The 24,573-nt window shown below is 63.2% G+C and carries 26 protein-coding genes and 1 pseudogene; 14 read left to right on the forward strand and 13 right to left on the reverse strand.

All coding sequences use genetic code 11. The features are described from left to right. The first annotated feature begins 15 nt into the window (after positions 1-15). Genes ACSSVG_RS12380 through ACSSVG_RS12400 form a run of 5 tightly spaced genes read left to right on the forward strand, consistent with a single transcriptional unit; the run spans position 16 to position 4,737 of the window. Positions 16-1,320: an L-fuconate dehydratase gene (locus ACSSVG_RS12380; protein WP_492415060.1), complete on the forward strand. Its 1,305-nt coding sequence runs from the start codon at positions 16-18 to the stop codon at positions 1,318-1,320. Next, positions 1,317-2,624 carry an alpha-L-fucosidase gene (locus ACSSVG_RS12385; RefSeq protein WP_492415061.1) on the forward strand — a complete coding sequence of 436 codons (1,308 nt, stop codon included), beginning with the start codon at positions 1,317-1,319 and terminating at the stop codon, positions 2,622-2,624. Before ACSSVG_RS12380 ends, ACSSVG_RS12385 begins: the two co-directional genes overlap by 4 nt. Next, positions 2,617-2,931, forward strand: coding sequence for an L-rhamnose mutarotase (locus tag ACSSVG_RS12390; RefSeq protein WP_231340282.1), 315 nt, complete (start codon positions 2,617-2,619; stop codon positions 2,929-2,931). The genes ACSSVG_RS12385 and ACSSVG_RS12390 overlap by 8 nt, the downstream gene beginning before the upstream one ends. Then, positions 2,916-3,881 carry an aldo/keto reductase gene (locus ACSSVG_RS12395; RefSeq protein WP_374110759.1) on the forward strand — a complete coding sequence of 322 codons (966 nt, stop codon included), beginning with the start codon at positions 2,916-2,918 and terminating at the stop codon, positions 3,879-3,881. Before ACSSVG_RS12390 ends, ACSSVG_RS12395 begins: the two co-directional genes overlap by 16 nt. Beyond that, positions 3,874-4,737, forward strand: a complete 864-nt coding sequence (locus ACSSVG_RS12400) for an amidohydrolase family protein (protein ID WP_492415062.1) — start codon at positions 3,874-3,876, stop codon at positions 4,735-4,737. Before ACSSVG_RS12395 ends, ACSSVG_RS12400 begins: the two co-directional genes overlap by 8 nt. 13 nt (positions 4,738-4,750) lie before the next feature. On the opposite strand, the gene ACSSVG_RS12405 is transcribed toward ACSSVG_RS12400, so the two are convergent. The 5 genes from ACSSVG_RS12405 to ACSSVG_RS12425 all read right to left on the reverse strand — a co-directional run bounded on the left by ACSSVG_RS12405 (position 4,751) and on the right by ACSSVG_RS12425 (position 10,451). Beyond that, positions 4,751-5,422, reverse strand: coding sequence for a FadR/GntR family transcriptional regulator (locus ACSSVG_RS12405; protein WP_231340285.1), 672 nt, complete (start codon positions 5,420-5,422; stop codon positions 4,751-4,753). A 199-nt stretch (positions 5,423-5,621) separates the two neighbouring features. After that, positions 5,622-7,130 (reverse strand): amino acid permease, encoded by a 1,509-nt coding sequence (locus ACSSVG_RS12410; protein WP_492415063.1) that lies wholly within the window; start codon positions 7,128-7,130, stop codon positions 5,622-5,624. Positions 7,131-7,256: 126 nt separating this feature from the next. After that, positions 7,257-8,690, reverse strand: a complete 1,434-nt coding sequence (locus ACSSVG_RS12415; protein WP_492415064.1) for an aspartate ammonia-lyase — start codon at positions 8,688-8,690, stop codon at positions 7,257-7,259. Positions 8,691-8,703: 13 nt separating this feature from the next. Beyond that, entirely contained in the window at positions 8,704-9,735 is a 1,032-nt protein-coding gene (locus ACSSVG_RS12420) for an asparaginase (RefSeq protein ID WP_492415065.1), read from the reverse strand. Beyond that, entirely contained in the window at positions 9,732-10,451 is a 720-nt protein-coding gene (locus tag ACSSVG_RS12425) for a FadR/GntR family transcriptional regulator (protein WP_231343380.1), read from the reverse strand. The genes ACSSVG_RS12420 and ACSSVG_RS12425 overlap by 4 nt, the downstream gene beginning before the upstream one ends. 199 nt (positions 10,452-10,650) lie before the next feature. On the opposite strand from ACSSVG_RS12425, the gene ACSSVG_RS12430 reads away from it, so the two are divergent. The 3 genes from ACSSVG_RS12430 to ACSSVG_RS12440 all read left to right on the forward strand — a co-directional run bounded on the left by ACSSVG_RS12430 (position 10,651) and on the right by ACSSVG_RS12440 (position 12,370). Continuing rightward, positions 10,651-11,157 (forward strand): hypothetical protein, encoded by a 507-nt coding sequence (locus ACSSVG_RS12430; protein WP_492415066.1) that lies wholly within the window; start codon positions 10,651-10,653, stop codon positions 11,155-11,157. Between the two features lie 78 nt (positions 11,158-11,235). After that, on the forward strand, positions 11,236-11,871 hold the full coding sequence (locus ACSSVG_RS12435; RefSeq protein ID WP_492415067.1) for a hypothetical protein: 636 nt from the start codon (positions 11,236-11,238) through the stop codon (positions 11,869-11,871). Between the two features lie 37 nt (positions 11,872-11,908). After that, positions 11,909-12,370, forward strand: coding sequence for a DUF3817 domain-containing protein (locus ACSSVG_RS12440; RefSeq protein ID WP_492415068.1), 462 nt, complete (start codon positions 11,909-11,911; stop codon positions 12,368-12,370). Between the two features lie 22 nt (positions 12,371-12,392). Here the strand turns inward: ACSSVG_RS12440 and ACSSVG_RS12445 are convergent, their stop codons facing one another. After that, complete coding sequence (locus ACSSVG_RS12445) at positions 12,393-13,151, reverse strand: PKD domain-containing protein (RefSeq protein ID WP_492415069.1); 759 nt, start codon at positions 13,149-13,151, stop codon at positions 12,393-12,395. Positions 13,152-13,333: 182 nt separating this feature from the next. Next, entirely contained in the window at positions 13,334-13,765 is a 432-nt protein-coding gene (locus tag ACSSVG_RS12450; protein ID WP_492415070.1) for a DUF6318 family protein, read from the reverse strand. 16 nt (positions 13,766-13,781) lie between these two features. On the opposite strand from ACSSVG_RS12450, the gene ACSSVG_RS12455 reads away from it, so the two are divergent. Beyond that, a complete protein-coding gene (locus tag ACSSVG_RS12455; protein WP_492415071.1) occupies positions 13,782-13,916 on the forward strand; it encodes a hypothetical protein in 135 nt (44 codons plus the stop codon). Positions 13,917-14,115: 199 nt separating this feature from the next. On the opposite strand, the gene ACSSVG_RS12460 is transcribed toward ACSSVG_RS12455, so the two are convergent. From ACSSVG_RS12460 to ACSSVG_RS12470, 3 genes are all read right to left on the reverse strand, one after another. After that, positions 14,116-14,493: an RNA-binding S4 domain-containing protein gene (locus tag ACSSVG_RS12460; RefSeq protein ID WP_018779945.1), complete on the reverse strand. Its 378-nt coding sequence runs from the start codon at positions 14,491-14,493 to the stop codon at positions 14,116-14,118. Positions 14,494-14,572: 79 nt separating this feature from the next. Beyond that, positions 14,573-15,676, reverse strand: coding sequence for a sulfite oxidase (locus ACSSVG_RS12465; protein WP_492415072.1), 1,104 nt, complete (start codon positions 15,674-15,676; stop codon positions 14,573-14,575). Positions 15,677-15,840: 164 nt separating this feature from the next. Further along, positions 15,841-16,875, reverse strand: coding sequence for an aldo/keto reductase (locus ACSSVG_RS12470; RefSeq protein ID WP_492415073.1), 1,035 nt, complete (start codon positions 16,873-16,875; stop codon positions 15,841-15,843). A 273-nt stretch (positions 16,876-17,148) separates the two neighbouring features. Between ACSSVG_RS12470 and ACSSVG_RS12475 the strand changes: the two genes are divergently transcribed. Both ACSSVG_RS12475 and ACSSVG_RS12480 read left to right on the forward strand, forming a co-directional pair. Continuing rightward, entirely contained in the window at positions 17,149-17,640 is a 492-nt protein-coding gene (locus ACSSVG_RS12475; protein WP_231341747.1) for a flavin reductase family protein, read from the forward strand. A 64-nt stretch (positions 17,641-17,704) separates the two neighbouring features. Continuing rightward, positions 17,705-18,220: a hypothetical protein gene (locus ACSSVG_RS12480; RefSeq protein ID WP_492415074.1), complete on the forward strand. Its 516-nt coding sequence runs from the start codon at positions 17,705-17,707 to the stop codon at positions 18,218-18,220. On the opposite strand, the gene ACSSVG_RS12485 is transcribed toward ACSSVG_RS12480, so the two are convergent. Then, complete coding sequence (locus ACSSVG_RS12485; RefSeq protein WP_492415075.1) at positions 18,217-19,110, reverse strand: hypothetical protein; 894 nt, start codon at positions 19,108-19,110, stop codon at positions 18,217-18,219. The genes ACSSVG_RS12480 and ACSSVG_RS12485 overlap by 4 nt on opposite strands. A 135-nt stretch (positions 19,111-19,245) precedes the next feature. On the opposite strand from ACSSVG_RS12485, the gene ACSSVG_RS12490 reads away from it, so the two are divergent. Beyond that, positions 19,246-19,701 carry a YchJ family protein gene (locus ACSSVG_RS12490; protein WP_492415076.1) on the forward strand — a complete coding sequence of 152 codons (456 nt, stop codon included), beginning with the start codon at positions 19,246-19,248 and terminating at the stop codon, positions 19,699-19,701. Between the two features lie 4 nt (positions 19,702-19,705). Here ACSSVG_RS12490 and ACSSVG_RS12495 read toward each other — a convergent pair whose 3' ends face one another. Further along, positions 19,706-21,670: an acyl-CoA dehydrogenase family protein gene (locus ACSSVG_RS12495; RefSeq protein WP_492415077.1), complete on the reverse strand. Its 1,965-nt coding sequence runs from the start codon at positions 21,668-21,670 to the stop codon at positions 19,706-19,708. 62 nt (positions 21,671-21,732) lie between these two features. Continuing rightward, positions 21,733-22,035 (reverse strand): hypothetical protein, encoded by a 303-nt coding sequence (locus ACSSVG_RS12500; RefSeq protein WP_231341742.1) that lies wholly within the window; start codon positions 22,033-22,035, stop codon positions 21,733-21,735. A 247-nt stretch (positions 22,036-22,282) separates the two neighbouring features. Between ACSSVG_RS12500 and ACSSVG_RS12505 the strand changes: the two genes are divergently transcribed. Next, a complete protein-coding gene (locus ACSSVG_RS12505) occupies positions 22,283-23,740 on the forward strand; it encodes a DUF3375 family protein (RefSeq protein ID WP_492415078.1) in 1,458 nt (485 codons plus the stop codon). Next, positions 23,733-24,572, forward strand: a pseudogene (locus ACSSVG_RS12510) (DUF4194 domain-containing protein); the annotation flags it as partial. The gene ACSSVG_RS12505 and the pseudogene ACSSVG_RS12510, both read left to right, overlap by 8 nt. Position 24,573: the final 1 nt, after the last annotated feature.

A 24,573-nucleotide genomic window follows, 5' to 3' on the forward strand; every position in this document is an offset into this window, starting at 1 on the left:
CACTTCAGGAGCCGCATGAGCACCATTACCGCAGTGGATACGTACGATATCCGCTTCCCCACATCCCTCGAACTGGACGGCTCGGATGCCATGAATCCGGACCCCGACTACTCCGCCGCCTACCTGATCATCCGCACCGACGCCGGGGACGGGCATGAGGGCCACGGCTTTGTGTTCACCATCGGGCGTGGCAACGAGGTGGAAACTGCGGCACTCGATGCCCTCCGCGGGCACATCATCGGCCGGACAGTTGAGGACCTGCTCGCAGACATGGGCGCCACCTGGAAACTGTTGGCCCACGATTCCCAACTCCGCTGGCTCGGTCCGGAGAAGGGCGTCATTCACATGGCCATCGGCGCCGTGGTGAACGCCCTGTGGGACCTGAAGGCCAAACGCGCCGGATTGCCCCTCTGGGAGCTGCTTGCCGGGATGACTCCGGAAGAGCTCGTGGCATTGGTTGACTTCCGCTACCTCACGGATGCGCTCACCCCTGACGAGGCGTTGGCGATACTTCGAGCCGCCGAGCCGGGAAGGGAAACGCGCACAGCGGCTCTTCTCGCCGAGGGCTACCCTGCATACACCACGACGCCGGGCTGGCTGGGTTACAGCGATGAAAAACTGACACGGCTGGCCAAGGAAGCCGTGGCCGACGGATTCACGCAGATCAAGCTCAAGGTCGGAGGCTCGTTGGAGGATGACATCCGTCGCGTCCGGGCTGCGCGCGAAGCAGTTGGCCCGGATATCAGGATCGCCGTGGACGCCAACCAGCGCTGGGACGTCCAGGACGCCATCGACTGGATGGCCCATCTGGCCCCCTACGACATTGCCTGGATCGAGGAGCCCACCAGCCCGGATGACATTCTGGGCCATGCAGCCATCGCCCGCGGCGTTGCTCCGATTCCCGTGGCAACCGGGGAGCACGTCCAGAACCGGGTGGTGTTCAAACAGATGCTCCAAGCCGGATCACTCCAAGTCCTGCAGATCGACGCTGCCCGTGTGGCAGGAGTCAACGAGAACATCGCCATCCTCTTGCTCGCCGCCAAGTTCGGCGTCCCGGTATGCCCACATGCCGGCGGGGTTGGGCTCTGCGAGGCCGTGCAGCACCTGTCCATGTTCGACTACATCGCCGTATCCGGGACAAAGGAAGGCCGGACCATTGAGTTCGTGGATCACCTCCACGAACACTTCATCACACCCGTAGTTGTCCACAGCGGCGCGTACTGGCCGCCGTCGGCTCCCGGAGCCGGCAACGAAATGCTCCGTGAAACACTGGCCGCGTACAGCTTTCCGAACGGCCCCGTATGGAAGGAATCCCGTTGATCCAGCACGCACCTTGGTTCGAAGAAGCACGCTTTGGGATGTTCGTGCACTGGGGCCTATACGCGCTCCCGGCACGGCACGAGTGGGTAATGAACCGCGAAGAGACCACTGTGGAGGAGTACTCCAAGTACTTCCGGCGCTTTGACCCGGATCTCTACGATCCCCGGGAGTGGGCCCGCGCCGCCCGGGAAGCAGGGATGAAGTACGTGGTCCTCACCACCAAGCACCACGACGGCTTTTGCCTGTGGGATTCAGCCCTGACGGAGTACAAAGCCACCAATACTCCTGCGGGCCGGGACTTGGTCGCCCCCTATGTGGAAGCACTTCGGGCCGAAGGGCTGAAGGTTGGTTTCTACCACTCCCTTATCGACTGGCACCACCCCGATTTCACTATTGACGGGGTCCATCCGCAACGCAACGCGGCCGACGTCGAAAGCCTGAACAGCGGACGGGACATGGCCCGTTACAGGGACTACCTGCATGGGCAGGTCCGTGAGCTCCTGAGCAACTACGGCACCATCGACTACCTGTTCTTCGACTTCTCCTACACAGGTGGACACGAAGAGGATTATTGGGGTGGCAAGGGTCGCAAGGACTGGGACTCGGAAGCACTGCTCGCCATGGTGCGGGAGCTGCAGCCCGGAATCATCGTCAATGACCGGCTGGACATACCGGGAGACTTCGTCACGCCGGAGCAGTACCAGCCCGCTGGCCCCATGATGCTCGACGGCGAACCGGTCACCTGGGAGGCCTGCCAGACTCTCAACGGCAGCTGGGGCTACGACCGGGACAATCTGAATGACAAGTCCGTGGACCTGCTCATCCGCATGCTGGTGGATGGGGTGTCCAAGGGCGGCAACTTGCTGCTCAATGTCGGGCCGACAGGCCGGGGCAGCATCGATCCCCGGGCGCTCGCCTCCTTGGCGGGCATTGGAGAGTGGATGAAGCTGCACTCCCGCGCCATCTACGGTGCCGGGGCTTCGCCGTTGACGGCCCCAGCGGATGCCCGCTACACCCAGCGCGGCGACCGGCTCTATGTCCACCTCTTTGCGTGGCCATTCGAGTACGTTCATCTGCCGGACCTCGCGGGCAAGGTCGAGTACGCGCAATTGCTGAACGATGCCTCGGAGGTCTTCCTCAAAGAGGTGGACCCCGGGCAGCAGGCAATGAACATGACACCGGGCGGCCAACCCCCAGGAACACTGACCATCAAGCTGCCTGTTCAACGCCCCGACGTTGCAGTTCCAGTGTTGGAACTGTTCCTGAAGCCCGGGACTGCGGAGCGCGGGGCATCCCATGGCTGAGAGCATCGCCCTCCACACAAAGCTCAAACCGGGAGCCGAAGAGGAATACGCCGACGCCCACCAGCACATCCCGCCTGAATTGGTTGCGGCTCTCAAAGACGCCGGGGTCAGGAACTGGCGTATTTGGCGCAGCGGGCTCCACCTCTTCCATGTGGTGGACGTCGACGACTACCAATCGATGCGCCACGCGCTCGCCGACCACCCTGCCAATGTGCCGTGGCAGGCCAGGATGGCAGAACTTTTGGAGGTCCAGGACGATTACTCAGGGGAGGATCAGGGTATTCAAAAGGTATGGGAGTTGCCATGAATGCTGAATCACTGACGCCACTTAATCTGGGCAGGCTCGGCTTTGGCGCGGCCGGGATCGGGAACCTCTACCGTTCCATCCCCGATGGGGAGGCGCTCGCCACTGTCCTGGCTGCCTGGGACGCCGGGATCCGCTACTTCGACACCGCGCCGCACTACGGCCTGGGCCTGTCCGAGCAGCGACTTGGAGCCGTCCTTCGGGACAAGCCGCGGGACGAGTTTGTCATCTCAACCAAGGTCGGCCGGCTGCTGGAACCCAACAACGCCGGTGGACAGGACCCGGAAGGCTTCGATGTCCCTGCCAGCACCCGGCGAGTATGGGACTTCTCCGACGCCGGCATTCGGCGCAGCATCGAAGACTCCTTGGAGCGCCTCGGCCTGGACCATGTGGACATCGCGTATCTCCACGATCCCGACGTCCACGACCTCCAAGCCGGAATCTCCCAGGCGCTGCCGGTACTGGAAAAGCTGCGGTCCGAGGGCCTGATCAAGGCAATCGGCGTGGGCATCAACTCGGCCGAGGCTGCGCTCGAATGCGTCGAAGCCGCAGACCTGGACCTTGTCATGCTCGCCGGACGCTACACCCTGCTTGAGCAGCCCAGCGTCCCGCTGCTTGAGCGCTGTGTGGAGCGCCGCACCGGCGTCGTCAGCGTTGGTGCTTTCAACTCCGGGCTGCTGGCCCGAGCGGAAGTCCCCGACGACGCCCACTACAACTACGACCGGGCACCGAAAGCACTGGTGGAACGGGCACGTCACCTGGCGACGGTCTGCCGCGACTTTGGCGTGGAACTTCCGACGGCGGCACTCCAGTTCCCGTTGCGGCATCCCGCCGTGGTGAACGTGACCGCCGGAGCCAGCGCTCCCGAGCAGGTCGCCACGAACGCGGCCCGGATGGAGGAAACCGTTCCCGACGAGTTGTGGGAAGCACTGGAGGCGTCCGGGCGTGATTGACTCGCACCTGCATCTGTGGGCCTTGGACACCTTCGTCACCGGCGGAGCGCGCCCCTATTCCTGGCTCGGTCCGCAGCACGGTGCGCTCTTCCGCAGCTACGGCGAGGACGAGGCCCATGAGGTGTTGGATGCTGCCGGGGCCAGGGGAGCCGTCCTGGTGCAGGCCGACGACACCGAGGCCGACACCGAGGCCATGTTGGCTGTGGCCGCGCGGAATTCCTGGGTACTGGGAGTGGTGGGTTGGGTGCGGCTGGAGTCACCGACCGAGGCCGCCGAGCAATTGGCCCGTTTTGGCGCCCACCCCGTTTTCAAGGGCGTCCGGCACCTGATCCATGAGGATCCCCGGGCTGACTTCCTCCACCTGCCGGCCGTTCGCGAGTCGCTGGCGCTGGTGGCAGGGCGCGGGCTCGCCTTCGATGTCCCGGATGCCTTTCCCCGGCATCTGGGGTCGGCGGTCCGGCTGGCCCGTGAGATGCCCCAACTGACCATAGTGCTCGATCATCTGGGCAAGCCGCCTCTTGCCGACCCCAGGGCCATGGACTCGTGGCACGCCGATTTCCGTTCCCTTGGGCGCCAGCCGAACGCCGTGGCCAAGCTGTCCGGACTTCACGTGCCGGGCGTTGAGTACTCGGCGGACAGTTTGCTGACCTTGTTCGAATCAGCTCTGGAGGCCTTCGGCCCGGAGCGGTTGATGATCGGCGGCGACTGGCCGGTCAGTACGCTCGGAGCGCCGTATGGGCGGACCCTGGACGTCCTGCTGGAACTCGTTTCCACCCTGAGTCCGGCCGAGCAGGACGCTGTGCTTGAAGGGACTGCGATCCGTACCTACGGCCTTGCTCCGCACGCTGGCGCCTAGAGCGCGAGGAAAGCTAGAGGGCTTGCCGCAGCCAGTTTTCCACGCCGCTGATGTGCACGGTAACCAAAGCCCGCACCAGTTCGGCATCGCCCCGTTCCAGGGCGTCCGCGATTGCGTGGTGCTCGGCCAAGGTGTGCGCCACAGCCTTTTCCTGGGTCAGTCCCCGCCAGATCCGTGCCCGGACTGTGCTGCTTGACAGGGCTTCAAGGAGGCTGCCGAGGTAGTCGTTACCGGCGGCTTCGGTGATAATGCTGTGGAACTCGAGGTCATGGGCCACGAGTTCTTCCACGTCCGTGTTTTCGTCGATACCGTCCATGGTGCTGCGGAGGGCCAGCAGTTGCCCGGGTCCGATTTTGCCCGCCGCCAGGTGTGCGGTGGCCGGTTCCAGGATTCGTCGGACCTCAAAGAGCTCAAGGATGGACCTGTCCTGGTGCAGGTCCACCACAAATGCCACGGCTTCATTGAGCAGCTTGGCGTCCAGGCTGGTGACGTAAGTGCCATCTCCGCGACGGACGTCCAACACGCGGATCAGCTCGAGCGCCTTCACGGCTTCCCGCAACGAACTCCTTGAAAGGCCAAGCCTCTCGCTCAGTTCCTTTTCCGGCGGAAGTCGGTCGCCAGCCTTAAGTTCCCCGCGGATCAGCATGTCTTTGATCTTGCTGATCGCCTCGTCTGTGACAGCCATGGACCAATAGTAGCCACGAATGATCCGATGTCTGTTTCCGCCGCGTCCGCACCCACTGAGTCGCAGCTCAGGTCGTTCCCAGCGCTCGGAACGACCTGAAGTGCGACCTGCTTGGGCGCGTTAACCGACGACGGCGACACCCGGGTTCCGCTGTTACGGAACGTGGGTGCCGCCGTCGTGACTCAGCGGTTGTTGCTTGCTACTTATCGCCGCCGGGGAGCGGGCGATTGGCGATCACCGGTGCGCTGCCGGTGTAACCGTCGCGCGTGGCAGCGAGTTCGTGGATCTGCTTACGGCACAGGAACCAGCCCCAGACCATGAGTCCGCAGGCAATCGCAGTGACCAGCATGGTGAGCGGGGACTCGATGAACACCATGATCAGGACACCCAGCAGGAAGACCAAGGACAGCCAGCCCGTGTAGGGGGCGCCGAACAACCGGAACGACGGTCGCTTCAACCAGCCCTTGTCGGACCAGCGTTTGAGCTGCATCTGGCAAAGGACGATCGTGGCCCAGGTGACGATGATGCCCACGGAGGCAACGTTGAGGACGATTTCGAAGGCATCGGACGGAACCAGGTAGTTCAGCGGAACGCCGAGCAACGAAACGCCTGCTGTGATGGCGATGCCGCCATAAGGGACGCCTGCCTTGTTCATGCGCTGCGCGAACTTCGGGGCGGAGCCGGCCACTGACATGGAGCGGAGGATGCGGCCCGTGGAGTAGAGCCCGGCGTTCAGCGAGGACAGGGCGGCGGTGAGCACCACGAGGTTCATGATGACGTCTACGCCTTCGACGCCGATGGAGCCGAAGAATGTCACGAAGGGGCTGACGCCCTTCTCGTACGAGGTGTAAGGGAGGAGCAGGGCCAGCAGGATGACGGAGCCAACGTAGAAGACCGCGATGCGGAAGACCACGGAGTTGATGGCCTTGGGCATGATCTTCTCCGGGTTGGCAGTTTCACCAGCAGCGGTTCCCACGAGCTCGATCGAGGCGTAGGCGAACAGCACACCCTGCATGAGGATGATCATGGGCAGGATGCCGTTCGGGAAGACACCGCCGTTGTCCGAGATGAGGCTGAAGCCCACTTCCTGGCCTTCCACCGGGGTGCCGAAGATGACGAAGTAGGTGCCGACAAGGAGGAAGGCCACCAGCGCGGCCACCTTGATCAGCGCGAACCAGAACTCCATTTCGCCGAAGACCTTCACGGACACCAGATTGAGGCAGAGGACCACCACCAGGGCAATGAGCGCCCAGGCCCACTGCGGAACGGCGCCCATCCAGGCGATGTATTTGCCGAAGAAGTTCATATATAGCGCCACTGCGGTGATGTCCACGATGGTGGTGGTGGCCCAGTTGATCCAGTAGAACCAACCCGAGACGAATGCTGCCTTCTCGCCGTAGAACTCACGGGCGTAGGAGACGAACGACCCCGACGACGGGCGGTGCAAAACGAGTTCACCAAGGGCGCGAAGAATCAGGAAAGCGAAGAAGCCACAGACTGCGTACGCAATGACAAGGGACGGGCCGGCCGCATTGAGCCGGCCACCGGCGCCCAGGAACAGGCCGGTGCCGATAGCGCCGCCGATCGCGATCATCTGGATCTGGCGGGGCTTGAGGTCCTTGTGGTAGCCGGAGTCCTCCTGGTGGAGGGCTTTTTCGCTGGCGTGCGCTTGGGCCGGGACCGTGTGGTCCGTGATGGGATTGGTCATTGGAATCCTTAGGAGTGTCCTGTTGGGGGTGTCCTGGGCGCGTCCGGTCAGGGATTCGGGCACGCAAGACAGCGCCTCGTGGCGGTATGCCTCATCGGGCGGGACGGCTGACTAAAGCCGCTGGGCTTAGTGGTCAGTTTCGACCTGTTTGCTGAGATTTGCCAGACGTTCGGGGCTGAGAAGTTCTTCCAGCTGCGCTGCGGTCAGCAGGCCGTGCTCCAGAACGAGCTCTGCCACACCCTTGCCCGTTGCCAGCGCCTCCTGGGCGATAGCGGTGGCGGAGGCGTAACCGATATGGGGGTTCAATGCCGTGACGAGACCGATCGACTGCTCCACGGTAAGCCGTAGCCGTTCGGTGTTTGCGGTGATGCCCCGGACGCAGCGTGCCGTAAGGGTGCGGCACGCTGCTTCCAGGTGGGAGATGCTCTTGTGCAGGCTGTGCACAATGATCGGTTCGAAGGCGTTCAGCTGAAGCTGGCCCGCCTCCGCGGCCATGGTGACAGTGACATCGTTGCCGATGACTTCATACGCCACCTGGCTGACCACTTCCGGGATCACCGGATTGATCTTGCCGGGCATGATCGACGAGCCGGACTGCACAGCCGGAAGGTTGATCTCGCCCAAACCCGCACGCGGTCCGGAGGACAGCAGGCGGAGGTCGTTGCAAATCTTGGAGAGTTTCACTGCCACGCGCTTGAGGACGCCGGACAGGTGAACGAACGCGCCCACGTCTTGGGTGGCCTCGATGAGGTCCGCAGCGGTGAGGAGGGGAAGGCCTGTGATTTCAGCCAAGTGGCGGCAGGCAGCTTCGGCGTAACCGGCCGGGGCGTTCAAGCCAGTGCCGATTGCGGTGGCACCCAGGTTGATCTCGTGGATCAGCATGTGCGACTCGTCCAGGCGTGCGCGGTCCTCGCCAATGGTCACTGCGTACCCGCCGAACTCCTGGCCCAGGGTCATGGGCACGGCGTCCTGGAGCTGGGTGCGGCCCATCTTGACCACGGTCCTGAATTCGCGGCCCTTCTCGGCGAAAGCGACCTCGAGTTCTTCAAGTGCCAGGAGGAGTTCCTTGACGGAGAAGATCGTGGCGAGGTTCACCGCCGTCGGGTAGACGTCATTGGTGGACTGGCTCAGGTTGACGTGGTCGTTCGGGTGCAGCTTGGAGTAATCCCCCTTGGGGTGACCCAGGATTTCCAGTGCACGGTTGGCGATGACCTCGTTGGCGTTCATGTTTGAGCTGGTGCCCGCGCCGCCCTGGATCACGTCCACCATGAACTGCTCATGGAGCATGCCGTCCATGATGTCCTGGCACGCCTGCTCGATGGCATCCGCCTTTTCGGCATCCAGGAGGCCAAGCTCATGGTTGGTGCGGGCCGCAGCTTGCTTCACGGCAGCCAAACCCCTGACGAGGTGCTTGTTGGTTGAGAGGGGCTGTCCGGTGATGGGGAAATTCTCGATAGCCCGGAGCGTATGAACGCCCCAGTAAGCATCCGCAGGGACGTTTCGGTCCCCCAGAAGGTCGTGTTCGGAGCGGAGTGGGATTGCCTGATCGACGGTGGTCATAGCTGTCCTTGGTTTAGTTGCTGAAAATTTGGGCTACGCGGAGTTCGCCGACCGGAAGGCCGCCACCCAGCACGGGTGGACTCTGGAGCGTGTCCAAGCTGCCGCCGTCGACGCCCAACCGGCGAAGAACCTCAACGGTGACGGGCATGCGGGCGCGATCGCCGCCGTCGGAAATCTTCACGGCGATGCCCGTGCCGTCCGGGAGCCCCACCAGTTGGAGGCCCTCAAAGCCGTCCTTGGCGAGCAGACCTGGCACGGCCCGCATCAGGGCGGTGACGTCGCGGCCCTCGCCGGCCACCATGTCCGGGAAGCGGCGCATGGCGTGGGCGACTTTGCCTTCGTCAGTGCTCTCGTCGGCGGCCGCGAGGCGGCCATAAGCGCGGGCCATGCCGTGCAGCGAGTGTGCGAAGAGCGGGGTCCCGCAGCCGTCAGTACTCACTGCGGCCGCTTCCTCCCCGGTGAGTTCGGTGATGGTGTCGCGGACCAGGACCTGCAGCGGGTGCTCGGGATGCAGGTACCCCTCCACAGGCCAGCCGTTGATGACGCACACGGCAGTCATGGAGGCGTGCTTGCCGGAGCAGTTTTGCGCGATTTGGGTAGGGCCGTTGCCCTGGCGGAGCCACTCTTCGCGCTCGGGGACGCCGTACGGGAGGTCCGTGCTGTTACCCAGAGCCGCTTCTGTGAGGCCGTGCAGCTTCAGGATTTCAGTGGCGCCAGCCTGGTGCATCTGCGCACCGGAGTGGCTGGCCGCCGTGAGGGCCAAGAGGTTTTGGGGGATATCCAAGCCGGCCTTGAGCAGGGCTACGGCCTGCAATGGTTTCAGGCTTGAACGCGGGTACATCGGGGCGTCAGGCTCGCCGGCCTCCACTGCGGTGGTGCCGTTGCTCCGCAGGGCGATCAGCGAACCGTAGTGGATGCTCTCCACCAAGCCGTCGCGGGTTACCTCGACGAGCGGGACATGCTTGGGGGCTTGGGGCGCGGAGGCCTGGGGTGTGGCCATTGCTTCGGGGACGGGCATGGTGATGGTGTCCTTGGGGTGTGTCATTTGCTGAGGATCGTGTCCAGTGCCACGCTGACGGCCTGCAGGTGGGCGGCCATGGCTTTACTTGCGGCTTCGGAGTCGCCCGCTTCGATCGCGTTGAGCACGGCAACGTGTTCCTCGTCCGAGCGGTGTTGCCGGTCTGCTACGAGGTTAAGGGTTTCGGACTGGTGGGCCAGTGCCTCACGGATATCCGAGACGACGCTGGCGAACACCCGGTTTCCGCTGGCGCGGGCCACGGCTGAATGGAAGCTCGCGTCCAGGTTCACCCAGGCTTCGGGGTCGTTCTCGCTGAGCATTTCCTGGACGATTTCCTTGAGGTGCTCCAGCTCCTCATCAGTGCGGCGCTGGGCGGCGAGCCCGGCCGCCGGAATCTCGATGTGCGGACGTGCCTCGTTGAGATCCCGTGCGCTGTACTGACCCAAGGTAAGGTCGTTAGCAACCTTGTTCGCCACGATGAACGTGCCTTTGCCGGTTTTGGTGACCGTGAGGCCCAACGTGTTGCAGGACCTCAGCGCTTCCCGGATGACGGAGCGGCTGACGCCGTACTGACCAGCGAGCGTTGCTTCGGAGCTCAACTTGGTGCCGATATCGAACTGGCCGCCCTCGATGGCTCGCCTCAGGGCCGCGAAGACCGCTTCAGCTGCGGAGATGCGGGAGATGGGCATATGCGCACCCTGGGGCTCTTGCTGTCCGGCTGTCCGGCTGTCTGACAGGTTCACGCTTTGAATATGGCACGGGTCACAAGGGCCTGTCAACGCTGAAAGAACCGCTTCAGGGTTTGGAGGCTGGTACTGCCCTCTGTCGCCGTACGGCGACATTCGCAAATGTCGCCGTACGCCGACTTCCCGGATACGGCACAGCGGTACGGGAAGCCGCCTTGGCCATCCACCCGACCACCCATCCTTGACACAATGGACCATGCTCTTCACCAAAAAGTCGCTCACTGACGACGGGTTCACCGGTTTCCGGCCGCTCGACGAACTCGACCCCATGAGGATCCCCCAAGGCCCCGGCATCTTTGCGATCCTCCGCCCGGCCGACTTCGAGCCCATGTTCCTTAGCAAGAGCGCCGCTGGCACGTTCAAGAAGAAGGACCCCTCCCTCAAACGGGAAGCACTGGAAGCAGAGTGGATTCCGGACGCTTCTGTGGTGTACCTCGGCAAAGCGAGTGCCGGCAGCCAGGGTAACCGCGGGCTCCGCAAGCAGATCCAGGAGTTCATGGATTACGGCCGCGGACGTCCGACCGTTGTCTGGGACGCGCGGCTCATCTGGCAACTGCGTGATGCCTTGGACTTGGTGATTGCATGGAAGGAACTTCCTGCAAGCGAAGTCAATGCCGCCGAAGCGACCTACCACGCTGATTTCATTGCGGCTTTCGGTCGGCTTCCGTTCGCCAACCTGGTCCAGGCCCGCTCCAAGAAGTAAGGAACAACGCACGACGGCGGAAGCCGAGTTCCGCCGTCGGCCTCCCGCTTGCTTCGCGGCCGGCGCATAATGGCAACCATGACGGCCAGCAACCCCACTGGAAGCAAACCGCATGGACCTCGCGTCACCGTTGAGGTACCCGTTCTCCGTGTTGGGGCCGGTGCCTCGGACTACGAGGGCCTTAACCGCTTCGTCGATTCGCTTCGAAATCCCTCGGGCTTACATATGACCCTGCTGCATGTCGGGATTCTCGACGACCTGGCCCATGACATCGCAGCGTGGACCAAGGGAGCAGCGAAGCCGGAGGACGTGCTTCCTGAAATTGCCAGTTGGCTGACGGAGATCCCCGTCCTGGCCGCGTTTTTAGGCAAGTCAGACAAGCTGATTCCTTTGGGCGGCGGACGCGTCATGGGTCTCGAAGTGGACGTTCCTCAGGAAGTCCACGACTGCCAGGCGCTCTTGTTGCAGGGTTTGCACGTCTTGCTGGACGACCTGGGCCTCGACAACATTGACGACTTCATCCTGAGCTCACCCGCTCTTGGCTACAGGTCACCACGGTGGGTTCCACATATTGCTGTGGGTAAAGCCCGTACGCGGCACGAGCCTGTGGTCGAAATCGCTCCGGTTGCCATCGAATTCGGTGATTCCCGCATCCGCAACCGGCAGGCGCTTGCCATACCGGGTGATTCCTCAGGAGTCCGTCCACCACGGTAAATTGGATGTGTCTCCCGTTTTCTACCTGAGGACTTCCATGCAGCCCCGCACCTTGTTCCGTACCGTCGCTTTTGCCGAGGCCGTGACATGGACGTTGTTGCTGATCGGGCTGTTCCTCAAGTACGTCACGCGGACCACCGACGTGGGGGTGAGTATCGCCGGAGGCATCCACGGCTTCGTGTTCCTTTGCTATGCAGCGACTGCCGCTTTCACCTGGATCAACCAGAAGTGGACAACCCGCACAGGACTCCTTGCCATTGCGTCGGCTGTCATTCCTTACGCCACCATCCCCATGGAAAAGTCGCTCGACCACCGAGGCCTCCTCGCCGGCGGTTGGCGCTTGGCCGCCGGTGGCGACGCGCCTAAGGGAGGGTTCGAAAAAGCCCAGGCCTGGGTGTTGAGGAATCCCATCCTTGCCGTTGTTGTGACACTCGTGGCCGTGGGCGCAGTGTTTAGCTTCCTGCTGTTCATGGGCCCTCCGGACACCTGGTTCTCCTAGGCTCCGCCGAGCCGCTCACGGGTTATCCGCTCTCTGCGCCGGGGCAGCCCCAGGATTTGGGGTTCTCTTCGCAGGTGTCGGCGACGAGTGCTCTCTGTGTTTTCCAGACCTGGATGGTTTTGGGCGTTGTGCTGATGTCGAGTGTTCCGTTGATGGGTAGTGGTGGGCCGTTGTTGACGGAGTAGGTGCCGGTGAAGCTTGCTGTGAGGGTGGCTTGGTAGTTGCCGGTTTCGGTGTAGATGTGGCTGGTGCGGGTCTCGTTGCTGAGCCATTCGGTCTCGGGGATGGAGTAGCCAGCTACCGGGGTCGGTCCGAGGGTTGTTCCGTCGCCGAAGGTGTAGGTGTAACTAACGGGTGTTGCGGTGAGGTGGACGGCTTGGCCGAGGATGGTGAGGTCGAAAGCCTGTTCTCCTGCGGTGGCGTAGAAGTTGGTGGGTCCGCCTTTGAGGGTGTGTGGGAAGGGTTGGGCTTCGAGGGTTCCTGGATTTACGGGTAGTTGGCGGAAGTCGTTGAGGATTCTGGCGGCGATGTTGGCCAGGACGTTCTCGGGTTGGGGGTCGTAGAGACAGGTGGGGCCGGTGATCGCTCGGTAGTCTGTCCAGTCTGGGTTGGTGATGGCCTTTGGAGCCTTCTTCCAGACCACGGGAGTTCCCTCGGGGCTGTCTGGTGTGGTGGGCGGGCATTGAAGTCCTTGGCACCCCAGACCTCCACCACCGACGCGGCACATGGTGTCAGCCTTGTATTGGTATGGGTCCTGTGTGGCGGCCGTGTCTGATGCCATGTTCGTTGAAGGTATGCCAGTGACTGGATCAAGAATGAACTCGGCACTGATATTTATGGCCGTGTCGTGTTTTCCGATGCTGACCCGAGGCTCGTCTTTTGCAAACGATGGGACACTGCCGAAAACGGCTTGCGCTGTCATGGCCGCCAGAACGATCAGGCCGCGGTGAGACACTCGCACAACTAACCCACGATCAATCCGTTGTCGATGACCTGCCAACCGCCGTTCCGATAGCTAACCTTGACAGCTTCGGCAGTGTTGTAATCGGGCGTCGACTGTTGTCCGGAACTCCCATCAGCGTCAAAATACTGTATTTGCTCTTGAAGGACCTGCACCTTAGCGGCCTGCGGGTCCAGCCCGTCTCGCCAGAGGACTTCTATGACCGGTGTGGTGATGCGGCCGCCGACTACCCAGCGGCCTTCCGTGTAGTTGAGCTCTACAGCCCTTTTGTATGCGGCGCCGGACACCGTCGTGACATCCGTGCCCCGACTCCATGGCCCCAGGTCGCCGGTTTCGGTCGCATAAGAGTATGTCGCGTACCAGTACCCAATAAACGCCTCCAACCCAGCCTTCGAGTTCTCCTTCGCCAGGTCGGGCATCACGGGAACCGGCACATTCTGTGCCTTTCCCTTGGCATCCGCGGGCTTGTACGCGGCCGCCGCCGAAGGAGTAGCCGAAGCCGCCGGAACCGTAGCGCTCGTGGTGGGCGACGCCGTCGTCGAACTTGTTTCTGAGGGTGATGTGCTGGGCGTGGAAGCGCCCTGACAACCACTCAGGAGGAGCGCCAATGCCACTCCCGTGACCAGTGTCCCGGCATTCGATAAACGAAAAGTGGCAGACGAAAGGCGTGGCATGACAGGCTCCCCAGCAGCTGTTTGGCGGTGTGCCGGTCAGTCTAGGCCGGGGTCGGAGAAGGTTTCATGTCAGAAATGGCGGCCTGTGGATAAGTGCCCGACACCCCAACCTACCCCCGCAGCTTCTCCATATCCCTACGGTCCTTCTTGGTGGGTCGGCCGGCGCCGCGGTCGCGTTGGGGGAGTCCGAGTTTGGGGGCGACGGGGCGCGGGGGAGTGTGGTCGGTGAAGCAGTGTGAGGCGGCTTCGGCTCCGACGCGCTTGGCGATCAGGCGCCGCACCTCGAGGATCCGTTCCCACCCGGATTCGCGGACCCGGATGGTGTCGCCGATGATCACGCTTTGCGAAGCCTTCACCGGGTTTCCGTTGATGCGGATGTGCCCTGCACGGCAGGCGGCCGTGGCAGCGGAGCGGGTCTTGTAGGCGCGGATCGCCCACAACCAGGCGTCGACTCGGACGTTGGCTGGGGAAGAAGACGGGATGCTCATGATTGGAACGAGTCTAACCGCGGCGGAGCGGGCAGGCGAGAACGCCGGAAAGCAGCGCGGCAGATTGCCCAAAAGACACCTACCGCACCGTCACCTCAACACGCTGCGCCATGTTGTTCCCGATGCCTTGGTAATTCCACACTTGGTCGGTGGGCTGCAGTGCGCCCGAGGTATCCATCGCCCGGCAGCGCAGCACATGCTCGCCCGCACTGGCTACCCACACCATGGACCACGACCGCCACGCGAAATCACCCAGCGGCGGATCTACATGTGCAGGCATCCATTCGCCGTCGATCCCCACCTCCACCCGTTCCACTTCGCCGTGTCCTGACCACGCGCGGCCGTGCAGCATAACGGGACCGGCGTCAACGATGCGGCGTCGGGTGAAGAAATCAGGAATCCCGGGAGGAATCATCAGGGAGCGAACACGGATGTGCGTCACGGGCAGGCCTGGGCCGTCGGGACCTTGCAGATAGTGGTAAGCGACCGCCTGCTGGAACCCCATGAACCGGGATGTCACGGCTTCAATCGACGTCAGCCACTTCACGCTCGCCATGCCGTACCAACCCGGCACCAGCAGCCGCAGGGGGAATCCGTGCTGGATCGGCAGGGGATTCCCGTTCATGGCGTAGACCAGCATCACTTCGGGATGCATCGCCTCAGCGACGGTCAGGCTGCGGGCATACTGCTCTTCGACGCCGCCTTGGATACCGTTGTCGGCACCGGTAAAGACAAGTTCGACGGCGTCACTCGCCAACCCTGCCTCCTCCAGCAGGGGTGCCAAGGGAGTTCCGGTCCACTCGGCTGTGCCCACCGCACCATGGACCCAAGGCTGGCTCAGGGGTCGCGGTGCCAGGAGCGACCTCCCGTTGCCTGCGCATTCCATGGTCACAGGCAGGGTGACAGCCGGTCTGGCTTTGATGTCCTCAAGACTCAAATCAAGACCGTGTTCAACAGCCCCGCCCAACCGCAGCCTCCATGTCTCAACGGAAACGTGCGGAATGTCGAAATGGATGAGTAAGTAATGAAGGCCTGCCGGCGTGATGTCGTCGTGCAGGGCTTCCAGCGGCATGGAATGGTTCCGCCCTGAAAGTTGCAGTTCTTCGTGGGTCAGGGGACCTTCGGTCGGCTGTCCGGGGGTGGCGGCTTTCGCTGCTCTTTGCTTGACATGGTGTTTGGACATGGGACGGCGGCGTTCTACTGGAAGCTAATCGCTGCGGAGTGCCGCAGCACTTAGGACAAGGATCACGCCACGGGCGAACCTGCGTCAATAGCTCGTTGTGAGGCCTGCTCTGCGCCCTTACGGAAGCACGTAACGCGCAAACCGGGCCTCACAACGGAAGGCGACTACCGGCGTCGTAATTCCGGGTACTCAAGGTGGGGTGCCACGGTGCCGGCGTCGCGCTCCAGGAAGTTCACAGCCGGGGCAACGATGTCGTCGATTTCGTCGAGGATGGCCTCGCTCAGCACTACGTCTGCTGCCTTCAGGTAGTCAGTCAGGTGGTCTTCGGTGCGTGGCCCGATGACCACGCTGGTCACCGCCGGGTGGTTCAGGGCGAAGCCCACAGCCAGCTGAATGAGGGTCAACCCGTGGCGGGCCGCCAACTGTGACAAGGCGTCGACCGCGTGCAGCTTGCCCTGGTTGAAGGGCGCATTGACATCGAAACGCCCCGGAACGGCAGCCGATCGAGAGCTTTCAGGCTGGCCGGCGCCGACGCGGTAGCTACCGGCCAGCCACCCGCCGTCGAGCGGTCCGTAACTCAGAACCCCGACGCCGTACTGCTGGGTGATGGGGAAAACGTCGCGTTCGTTGGCGCGCACCAGAAGGGAATAAGGTACCTGGTCAACTACCGGCGGGGTCAGGTGGTTGGTGTTGGCGATCCACTGCGCCTCAACAAGCTGGGCGGGGCTGAACACGGACGTGCCGTAGTACAGGATCTTGCCCTGCCGGATGAGATCGTTCAGGGCGGTGATGGTCTCAAGAAGATCGGTGTTGTAGTCCGGACGGTGCGCCTGGTAGAGGTCGATCCGGTCTGTGTTCAGGCGCCGCAAGCTGTCCTCCACAGCCCGGACGATCCACCGGCGGGAGTTGCCGGCGTGCGCCGGGTTGGAACCCATTTGGCCGTGGAACTTGGTGGCGAGGAAAACGTCATCGCGCCGGCCGTGGATAGCCTGGCCAACCATGGTCTCGGCCTCGCCCTGGGAGTAGATGTCCGCGGTGTCCACGCTGGTGATACCGGCGTCGAGCGCTGCTTTGATGATGCGGATGCTCTCGGCGGGCCCCGTGGGTGCGGCGCCGGTGCCGAAGTTGAGGGTGCCCAGCGTGAGGGGGCTGATCAGGGCGCCAGTGCGTCCAAGCGTTCGTAGCTCGTTGAGGCTCATGTCGGCTTCCTGTGGTGGGACAGTGCTGGGGTCCAGGCCTGAGTCGGTGGCCCTGGATGTTCAATCGAGGCTACACACGGCCGCCGGAGGCATAAACGCAAGCGGTAGAACTTCTTCGCTTTTCGTCTTGGGAGGTAATGGAGGAGGCCTTACTTCGCGACATTTCTTGACACACGGCAACACAAATGTCTTCCGGATCAACAAATATTGCCGTTCCCGAATGCAGGTGAATTATGGAAAGGAACTCAAGCAACGCACGAAGGGGACAGCGGAATGACACAGACCACAGTGGAAGAAACGGCAGCCATCAAGGCTGCATTTGCGCAGTTCCCGTCCGGAGTCGCAGCGTTCAGCGCGATGGTGGATTTCACGCCGGAAGCTCTGGTGGCATCGTCCTTCACAGTGGGCGTTTCACTGGAACCGCCGTTGGTGATGTTCGCCGTGCAGAACTCCTCCACCACCTGGCCGAAGCTCCGCCAGGCTCAACGATTGGGTGTCTCGGTCCTTGCCGAGGGCCAGGAAGGTGCCGCGCTGCAGCTGGCCTCCAAAACGAGGGACCGGTTCGCGGGGCTGGACACGAGCGTCAGCGACTCAGGCGCGGTCCTGATCGACGGCGCCGTGCTGGGCTTTGAATGCGAAGTTGTCTCGGAGACGCCTGCAGGGGACCACGCGATCGTGGTCTTGGAGGTCAAAGCGACCACCATCAACCTCGAATCCAAGCCGCTCATCTACCACGGCGCGTCGTTCCGGCAGTTGGCCGCGTAGCCGTTCCCGCGAAGCCCGGGCGGATACTCTGGCCACCCGGAGGCTGCGTACCTAGAGTAGCTTTATGGAGAGCAATCCTCGGCACGCCGCCTGGAGTTTGGCCGTGACCTTGCCGCTGGGCGCTGGCGTTTTGGTCGCTGCGATTGTGTTCGTCACCTCGCGGTTTCAACTGGGCGACGGCGGTCCCGGAGTCCTCTTGGCGACTGTTCCTGTGCCGGCCGTCATCATCTTCCTTGCCGCTGTAACAGCAGCCTTCCTGGCTGGCTCATTCCGCGTTGGGCTCATGACCGGATCCTTCGCCTTCTTGTCCAGCACTGTTGCCCTGTTGGCTGTGCTCGCAGTTGAGGGAGCAGTCTGGATGGACCGCCACGGTGTGTTCATGCTCGACGGCGATTCGCCCCGTGGGTCAGTAGACTCCGCCGATATCATGGTGAACATTTTCACGACTGGGATGTGGATAGGTCATGTGATTGTGTGGCTACCCGGACTCGTCCTCGGCGCTGCGATGGGTGCTTGGGTTGCTGACAGGTGGGCGCTCCAGGGGAGGGCCCGACCACGCACCGCCCAGAAGCCCGCCTAAGAGTTGCGGCTGGCGCTGCTGAGGGACCCTTTTCGGATCGGGCTCGGAGACTTCCCATTCTTGGAAGTGTTCGGGCCCGATTTCCGTGCGTCGTTGCCTTGAACCGGGGTCTTGGCATCGGTTGGCTTGGCGGGACCGCCGTCAGGCTTCTTGGCCGGGGCATCCGGCCGCTTCGGTCCGGGCGTTTTCCCGTTGGAGGAAGGGGTGGGCTCGTCAAGGTCGCGGACTGTGACCTTGATGGCGGGCGGCTGCTCGGACTTTGCGCGGGCGGCTGCCCGTTCGTCTGCTTTGGCAACCGCTTCGGCCCAGTCCTTGGACAGGACAGGGGGTTCCTTGGTTGCTGCCACAACGATTGGATGATGCGCGGTCTGGTTTCCCACCACTGACTTGACCTCTGCCGGTTTGGGCAGGTTTCGGGGGTCAACCTTGGACTTCCATGCGCCTTCCTTGAGTGCGGCCGCCGTACCCGAGAGCCGCCGTCGAACGTCTCCAAAGAGGTCCCGTTTGGGTGCCGCGGGCGTCGATGGCGCGGCAGCAGGCTCCTTGGCTGGGGCTGAAGCCGGTGCGACAGTTGTCGCAGCCTGCACCTGCGCGGTGGATCCCGTTTCGAGGTAGGCGAGGTCATCCAGCGGAGAATCGACAGACTCAACGCCGCCCGTTACCGGGACTGGAACGCGGGCGGGACGCGGGGGCAACTGGACGATGGGAGTGGTTTCCTTCTTGGGGAAGATTCCCACCATCGCCAGGAGGACAATCGACAGCAGTCGCCCAACTCCAGCCACCACCAGGGTGATGATGATGATCAACCCGAGACCCAGGAACATCAGGACGGCGAGCCCCAGTGTTCCCAAATACGTCAGGTTGATGGCGAGTGTTGTCGGATCCTCCACGTAGCCTCCCCTGGCTGTCGTTTTGTGATGCGCGCATTGCCCACCCAGCTTGCGTATCTAGCCTAAGGTCCAGCACCGACGGAATCACGCCCCGCCCCCTACTCTGGCGGGGTTGTTTCAAAGCTGTTATATGGCGTGGGAAAATATGTTGCCCAGCTCTCATTTACAGCCTCAGATTGGGAACTCGTGACCCCTGAACTTGCCCGACTCCGCAACGGCATGTGCCCCTGCCTCTCCGGGGAGCAGTATGACGATTGCTGCGCACGCTTCCACCGCGGCGACGCCGACGCGCCCACTGCGGAGCAATTGATGCGCTCCCGGTATTCGGCCTTCGTTGTCCTGGACCCCGACTACCTCCTGCGCACCTGGCACGCCTCAACGCGACCGAAATCCATGGACCTCGATCCGGACATGCTGTGGCGCCGGTTGGACATCGTCGGCACCGCCAACGGCGGACCTTTGGACACGACGGGCATCGTGGAATTCGCCGCACACTACAGGCTCGACGGCGAACGCGGCGTCCAGCGCGAAGCCAGCCGTTTTGTTCGGGAAGGCAAACGCTGGTTTTACGTCGACGGGGACGTTCGCTAGCGCCTCACCGATACTTGCGGTGCAGGTTTTCCTTGGTTGACGCGCCCGGGGCAGCATCGCCGATCCACGGCCCGGTTCCCTCGGACTGGTCCAGGACCCCGGCCTCCAACCATGCGTAGTCGCCGGTGAGGACCTTGCGTGAAAGGTCATGATCGACGTCGTCCGTGTTTCTCCACAACTGGTCGAAGTATTCGTCCACCCGCACGCGCGCCTGCTCGCAGAATGCTTCGGCCAGCTCAAAGGCGGCGGCACCTTGCTCCGGGTGCTTGCGGAGCAGCATTTCGGCCCGGGAGCAGCAGGCCGCCATGGCGAACAGCTCGGCGCCGATATCCACGATCCTGCCCAGGAACGCCTGCTTATATTCCAGCTTTGCCTGCCACCTGCCCATGCCGTAGAAGGTCTGCCGGGCAAGCCGCCGCGAGGACCTCTCAACGAACCGCAGCTGCTTGGCCAGACGCCCGAACTCCGCGTAGGACCGGGGATCCATCCCGGCTCCGGCCACAAGCTTCGGCAGCCATTTGGCATAGAAGCCAGAGGCCCCGACGGCGGCCCTCGCCTTGTCCTGCAAGCTCGCATCCGCTGAGGCGAGGTCGCCCGCAGCGGCAAGGTGCGCGTCCACTGCCTCGCGGGCGATCAGGAGTTTCATGATCTCGCTGGAACCTTCAAAGATCCGGTTGATACGGAGGTCCCGGAGCAGTTGCTCGGCCGGGACGGCACGTTCGCCGCGGGCTTCAAGGGACTCTGCGGTTTCGAACCCACGGCCGCCACGGATCTGGACAAGCTCATCGGCGATCCGGCAGCTCAACTCCGTAGACCACAACTTGGCAAGAGCCGCTTCGATGCGAACGTCCTTCTGGCCCGCGTCGGCCATCTCGGCGGATAGTTCAAACACGGCCTCCAGGGCAAAAGTCGTCGCGGCGATGAAGGCGATCTTCTTTCCCACGGCTTCGTGCTTGCCTACCGGTCGACCCCATTGGGTCCGGGCGTTGGACCATTCGCGGGAAATCTTCAGGCTCCACTTCCCAGCGGCAACGCAGAGACCGGGAATGGAAAGCCGGCCGGTATTAAGGGTGGTGAGGGCGATCTTGAGTCCTTGGCCCTCGCGGCCGAGCCGGTTGGCAACTGGTACCCGCACCTGGTGGAACCGGGTCACGCCGTTTTCAATCCCGCGCAGGCCCATGAAGGCGTTGCGGTTCTCCACGGTGATGCCGGGGGAGTCCATCTCCACCACGAACGCGGAGATTCCGCCCTTGTGCTCGGTCCCGTCAACGTCGGTATGTGCGGGAACCCTGGCCATGACCACCACGAGCTCAGCGATCACGCCGTTGGTGGTCCAAAGTTTTACGCCGTCCAGAACGTAAGAACCGCCGTCGTCCGACAGTACGGCAGTGGCGCCCATCCGCGCTGGGTCGCTGCCGACGTCGGGCTCTGTCAGGAGGAAGGCAGTGATGGCTCCGGCGGCGCAACGCGGCAGGTATTCCTTCTTCTGCTCGGGTGTGCCGAATTCCTTCACGGGCTCCGGGACACCGATGGACTGGTGTGCGGAAATGAGGGCCCCGAGGCTTGGATGCACCGACCCCAGCAGGGCAAGCGCACGGCCGTAGTAGACCAGGGACAAGCCCAAGCCGCCGTATTCACGTGGGATTTTCATGCCGAGAACGCCGAGGTCCGCGAGCCCTTTGAGGTACTCATCCGGAATCCTGGCGTCTTTTTCAATGGTGCGGCCGGACATGGTTTTGGCGAACGTCAGCAAGCGGGCCATGAACTCCTCGCCCCGCTCCACATCGTCCGCCCGCGCTTGTGGCCATGGGTGGATCAGGCTGAGGTCGAAGCTGCCCAGGTAGAGGCCCTTGGCGAAGCTGGGCCGGTTCCACTCGGTTTCGCGCGCGGCTTCGGCGACGGCGCGGGCTTCCTCTGCGGTGGCATTGACGCTTGCTGCGGCGAGGCTGTTGTCAGTGGCGGACGTCATGGGGTAACTCCTCTAGCCGGTTGTGCCGGATGGAGCCAGGGTCCGCCTTGGGTGGGAACCCTTCAGCTGTCCCTCAATGCTACCCGCGAGTAGCTACCCGTGCTAGGGGAAATCTGCGGCTGGAATTCGGCCGGAATTTCCACTTGTCCAGCGTGGTGAACAAGGCGTTCCCACGCAAAGTTAATGCCGTGGACCAGGCCGCCGAGGACGCCTTTAACGGCGTACCAGGCCATGCCCATGGCCCCGATAAGAATGATTGTTGCCATTGCTGCTGCTGCGATGAAGGCCACCAAGAGTGCAGCAAACAGCAGCGTTCCAATAACTACGTATGTGCCTGTTTCCAGCGCAGTGAAATCGAAATCCATGGTTCCCCCCGGAGCGACGGTGCGTGGGTCGGCGCGGCGTGGCTGCGTCGATGTTCTGACACTAGGGGTGGGGGTGCCTTCGGGCCAGAGCGGAAACGCGTCGCGGCTCCGTTGATATGGGATCGAAACCATACCGTGCGGTAGGTTACGAAATGGTTGCGGTGGGGAGGTTCTGACGCTCTGCGTTAACCTTGTACGGGGCAGTTTCCGCTGCCAGTCAGGTTTCGCAGCAGCTGAAGGAGAGTAGTTGTCCCGTTCAGCCATGTCCTCCGCCGATGCCATCAGCGCGAGGCTTCGCGACCTCGAACAGCTGACCAAGGGCCCAGCGTGGGCCCTGACGCGTTCGGCGCCGTGGGTCATCGCAGTGCTGCAAGCATCCTTCACCCGCACCCGGCCGCAGCTTCCGCTCGAAGAGTTCCATGCCGACGTCGACGCTTTCCTTGAGCAGCTCCGCCGCCAGGATCCCACCCTCGGTGGACAGCAGAACGGCAAGCTGTTCGGAGATGAATGGACGCGCAAGCAGTTCCTGACGCGAAGGAACCAGTCCGGCCACATCGTCTACGAAGTCACAGAACCCGCGGCCCGCGTGCTCGCCTTCCTGGACAGCCTGTCCAGCGAACGTTCCACGCTGAACGGTTCGCGGCTCGGCACACTTCTGGGCGATGTGGAGAAGCTCGCCAACGAAACCAACCCGGACCAAAGCGCGCGCCTGGAGGCCCTGGAGGAGGAAATCCACGAGCGCCAGCAGCTGGTGGAGGACATCAGCTCCGGGGAGTTCGACGGTCTCCTGGACGACGAGGAAGCTGTTGAAGCGGCCGGCAACATCCTGGATCTCGCCGCCAGCCTGCCCGCGGACTACAAGAAGATGCGTGACCGCATCGAGGAACTGGTGGGCGAGCTCCGCAACCAGATCATCGAGGAGTCGCTGAGCAAGGGCGCTACGATGGCCCAGGTTTTGGAGGCCGACAAGCGCCTGCGCCAGAGCCCCGAAGGGCGAACCTTCCGCTCCTTCACTGCCTTCCTGGAGGATCCGCAGCAGCAGTTGCGCTTCCGCTCGGCGATCGGTGAGGTGCTGAGCCGGCAGTTCGCGGATGACCTCTCCCACGAGGACCGCGAGACGCTGAAAAACCTGGTGGCCGAACTGCGCACGCAGCACAGCCACATCCAGAGGATCTACGGCAAACTCTCCGAGAGCCTGAACACGTACATCCAAAGCGACGACGTCCGGCAATCCGTCAGCCTGCGCAAGGTGCTGGCAGAGGCCGAGCAGGCGATCCGCTCCTTGCCGTACGAACGCGACCGTCCCGGACTGGTCCGCGGGCCCGTCCTGTTCAACGCCGGGTTCGAGTCATTGGCCATGGTCAAACTCTTCGACCCCGACGAATTCGCCACACCTCCGCGACTCGCGGACCCAATCGCTTTCAGCGACTCGGACCGGGTGCGCTCCGCCCGCACAGGCAAAGCCAAACCCGCTGTTGTGCGGGCTGCCATGGGGGGTGCCGCTACCTTGGGCGATGCCTGGGACAACCTGCCCGCCGAGGAACGGCACATCAACACGGTCCGCACCCTGTTGTCCATCGCACTGCAATCGGGCGCTGGCTTCGACCGGGCAGCCTGGGAACACATCGACTTCGAACAAATCGACGGCAGCATCCGCACGGCGTACCTGCCCGTCGTCACGCTGAATGAGGATTCTGATGACTGAGGAAATCACGACGACGGACGTCACCGACGCGGATGAGGCCACCGAAGAGGTGGTTGAGACCGCCGCGGCCGAACCGGTGGCCGAGCCCGCTGCTGAAATCACTCATGCGGATCCCTTCCGGGTCACACCGCGCGACTCGTTCGTGGACGGTGCGGCGCTGTTCCCCGGTGACACCGGGGTGCTCCCCATGAAGGTGCGGCATGCACTGGTGAAGCTCCTGAAAGGCCCGTACATCGACGGTGGCCGGGACGAGAAACTGTGGACCACGCTCCTGGACAACCAGCTGATCCTCCGCAGCAGACTCTCCGAGCTGTTCCTCACCCTCCAGCTCGATCACGACCGCAAGATCGCAGTTCTCCGCCCGGTCGATCCCGACATCATCGGAGCAAGCTCCCGGTCCAGCATCCTCCGGCAGCAGCGAGCCCTGAGCCGAGTGGAAACCATCGTCCTGCTCCGCCTTCGCCTGCTGCTGGACCGCCACGTCACCGCCCAGACGGACCCAACGATCACCCGCGAGGAAATCTCGGACCTCGTGGCCAACTACACTCCCGCGGGCCAGCAAGACGCCCTGCGCGACTCCGACGTGGTCACCCGCACCATCACCAAGCTCCTTGCCCGCCAGCTCCTCCTCCCCACCCCGCTGGACGATAGCTACACCATCAGCAACGCCCTACCCCTGGCGCTCCCTTTCGAAAACATCGGCGACATCCCAGCCCAAATAGAGGCCCTGATAGCAGTAGCAGCCGACGAATCCGGAACAGAACCCCTCCTGGACCTGGACCCCTCTGAATCCTCCGCGGATGGGGACGACGACGCCGATGACGCCCCCGCCC

This window comes from Paenarthrobacter sp. E2MeOHC11 (assembly GCF_058744955.1).

What these genes read in the sequence shown, in the direction of transcription:
- ACSSVG_RS12380 (WP_492415060.1), top strand. Translation starts at nt 16, where the DNA reads ATGAGCACCATTACCGCAGTGGATACGTACGATATCCGCTTCCCCACA.
- ACSSVG_RS12390 (WP_231340282.1), top strand. Translation starts at nt 2,617, where the DNA reads ATGGCTGAGAGCATCGCCCTCCACACAAAGCTCAAACCGGGAGCCGAA.
- ACSSVG_RS12395 (WP_374110759.1), top strand. Translation starts at nt 2,916, where the DNA reads ATGGGAGTTGCCATGAATGCTGAATCACTGACGCCACTTAATCTGGGC.
- ACSSVG_RS12405 (WP_231340285.1), bottom strand. Translation starts at nt 5,422, where the DNA reads ATGGCTGTCACAGACGAGGCGATCAGCAAGATCAAAGACATGCTGATC.
- ACSSVG_RS12410 (WP_492415063.1), bottom strand. Translation starts at nt 7,130, where the DNA reads ATGACCAATCCCATCACGGACCACACGGTCCCGGCCCAAGCGCACGCC.
- ACSSVG_RS12415 (WP_492415064.1), bottom strand. Translation starts at nt 8,690, where the DNA reads ATGACCACCGTCGATCAGGCAATCCCACTCCGCTCCGAACACGACCTT.
- ACSSVG_RS12420 (WP_492415065.1), bottom strand. Translation starts at nt 9,735, where the DNA reads ATGACACACCCCAAGGACACCATCACCATGCCCGTCCCCGAAGCAATG.
- ACSSVG_RS12430 (WP_492415066.1), top strand. Translation starts at nt 10,651, where the DNA reads ATGCTCTTCACCAAAAAGTCGCTCACTGACGACGGGTTCACCGGTTTC.
- ACSSVG_RS12435 (WP_492415067.1), top strand. Translation starts at nt 11,236, where the DNA reads ATGACGGCCAGCAACCCCACTGGAAGCAAACCGCATGGACCTCGCGTC.
- ACSSVG_RS12440 (WP_492415068.1), top strand. Translation starts at nt 11,909, where the DNA reads ATGCAGCCCCGCACCTTGTTCCGTACCGTCGCTTTTGCCGAGGCCGTG.
- ACSSVG_RS12445 (WP_492415069.1), bottom strand. Translation starts at nt 13,151, where the DNA reads ATGGCATCAGACACGGCCGCCACACAGGACCCATACCAATACAAGGCT.
- ACSSVG_RS12460 (WP_018779945.1), bottom strand. Translation starts at nt 14,493, where the DNA reads ATGAGCATCCCGTCTTCTTCCCCAGCCAACGTCCGAGTCGACGCCTGG.
- ACSSVG_RS12465 (WP_492415072.1), bottom strand. Translation starts at nt 15,676, where the DNA reads ATGTCCAAACACCATGTCAAGCAAAGAGCAGCGAAAGCCGCCACCCCC.
- ACSSVG_RS12470 (WP_492415073.1), bottom strand. Translation starts at nt 16,875, where the DNA reads ATGAGCCTCAACGAGCTACGAACGCTTGGACGCACTGGCGCCCTGATC.
- ACSSVG_RS12475 (WP_231341747.1), top strand. Translation starts at nt 17,149, where the DNA reads ATGACACAGACCACAGTGGAAGAAACGGCAGCCATCAAGGCTGCATTT.
- ACSSVG_RS12480 (WP_492415074.1), top strand. Translation starts at nt 17,705, where the DNA reads ATGGAGAGCAATCCTCGGCACGCCGCCTGGAGTTTGGCCGTGACCTTG.
- ACSSVG_RS12495 (WP_492415077.1), bottom strand. Translation starts at nt 21,670, where the DNA reads ATGACGTCCGCCACTGACAACAGCCTCGCCGCAGCAAGCGTCAATGCC.
- ACSSVG_RS12500 (WP_231341742.1), bottom strand. Translation starts at nt 22,035, where the DNA reads ATGGATTTCGATTTCACTGCGCTGGAAACAGGCACATACGTAGTTATT.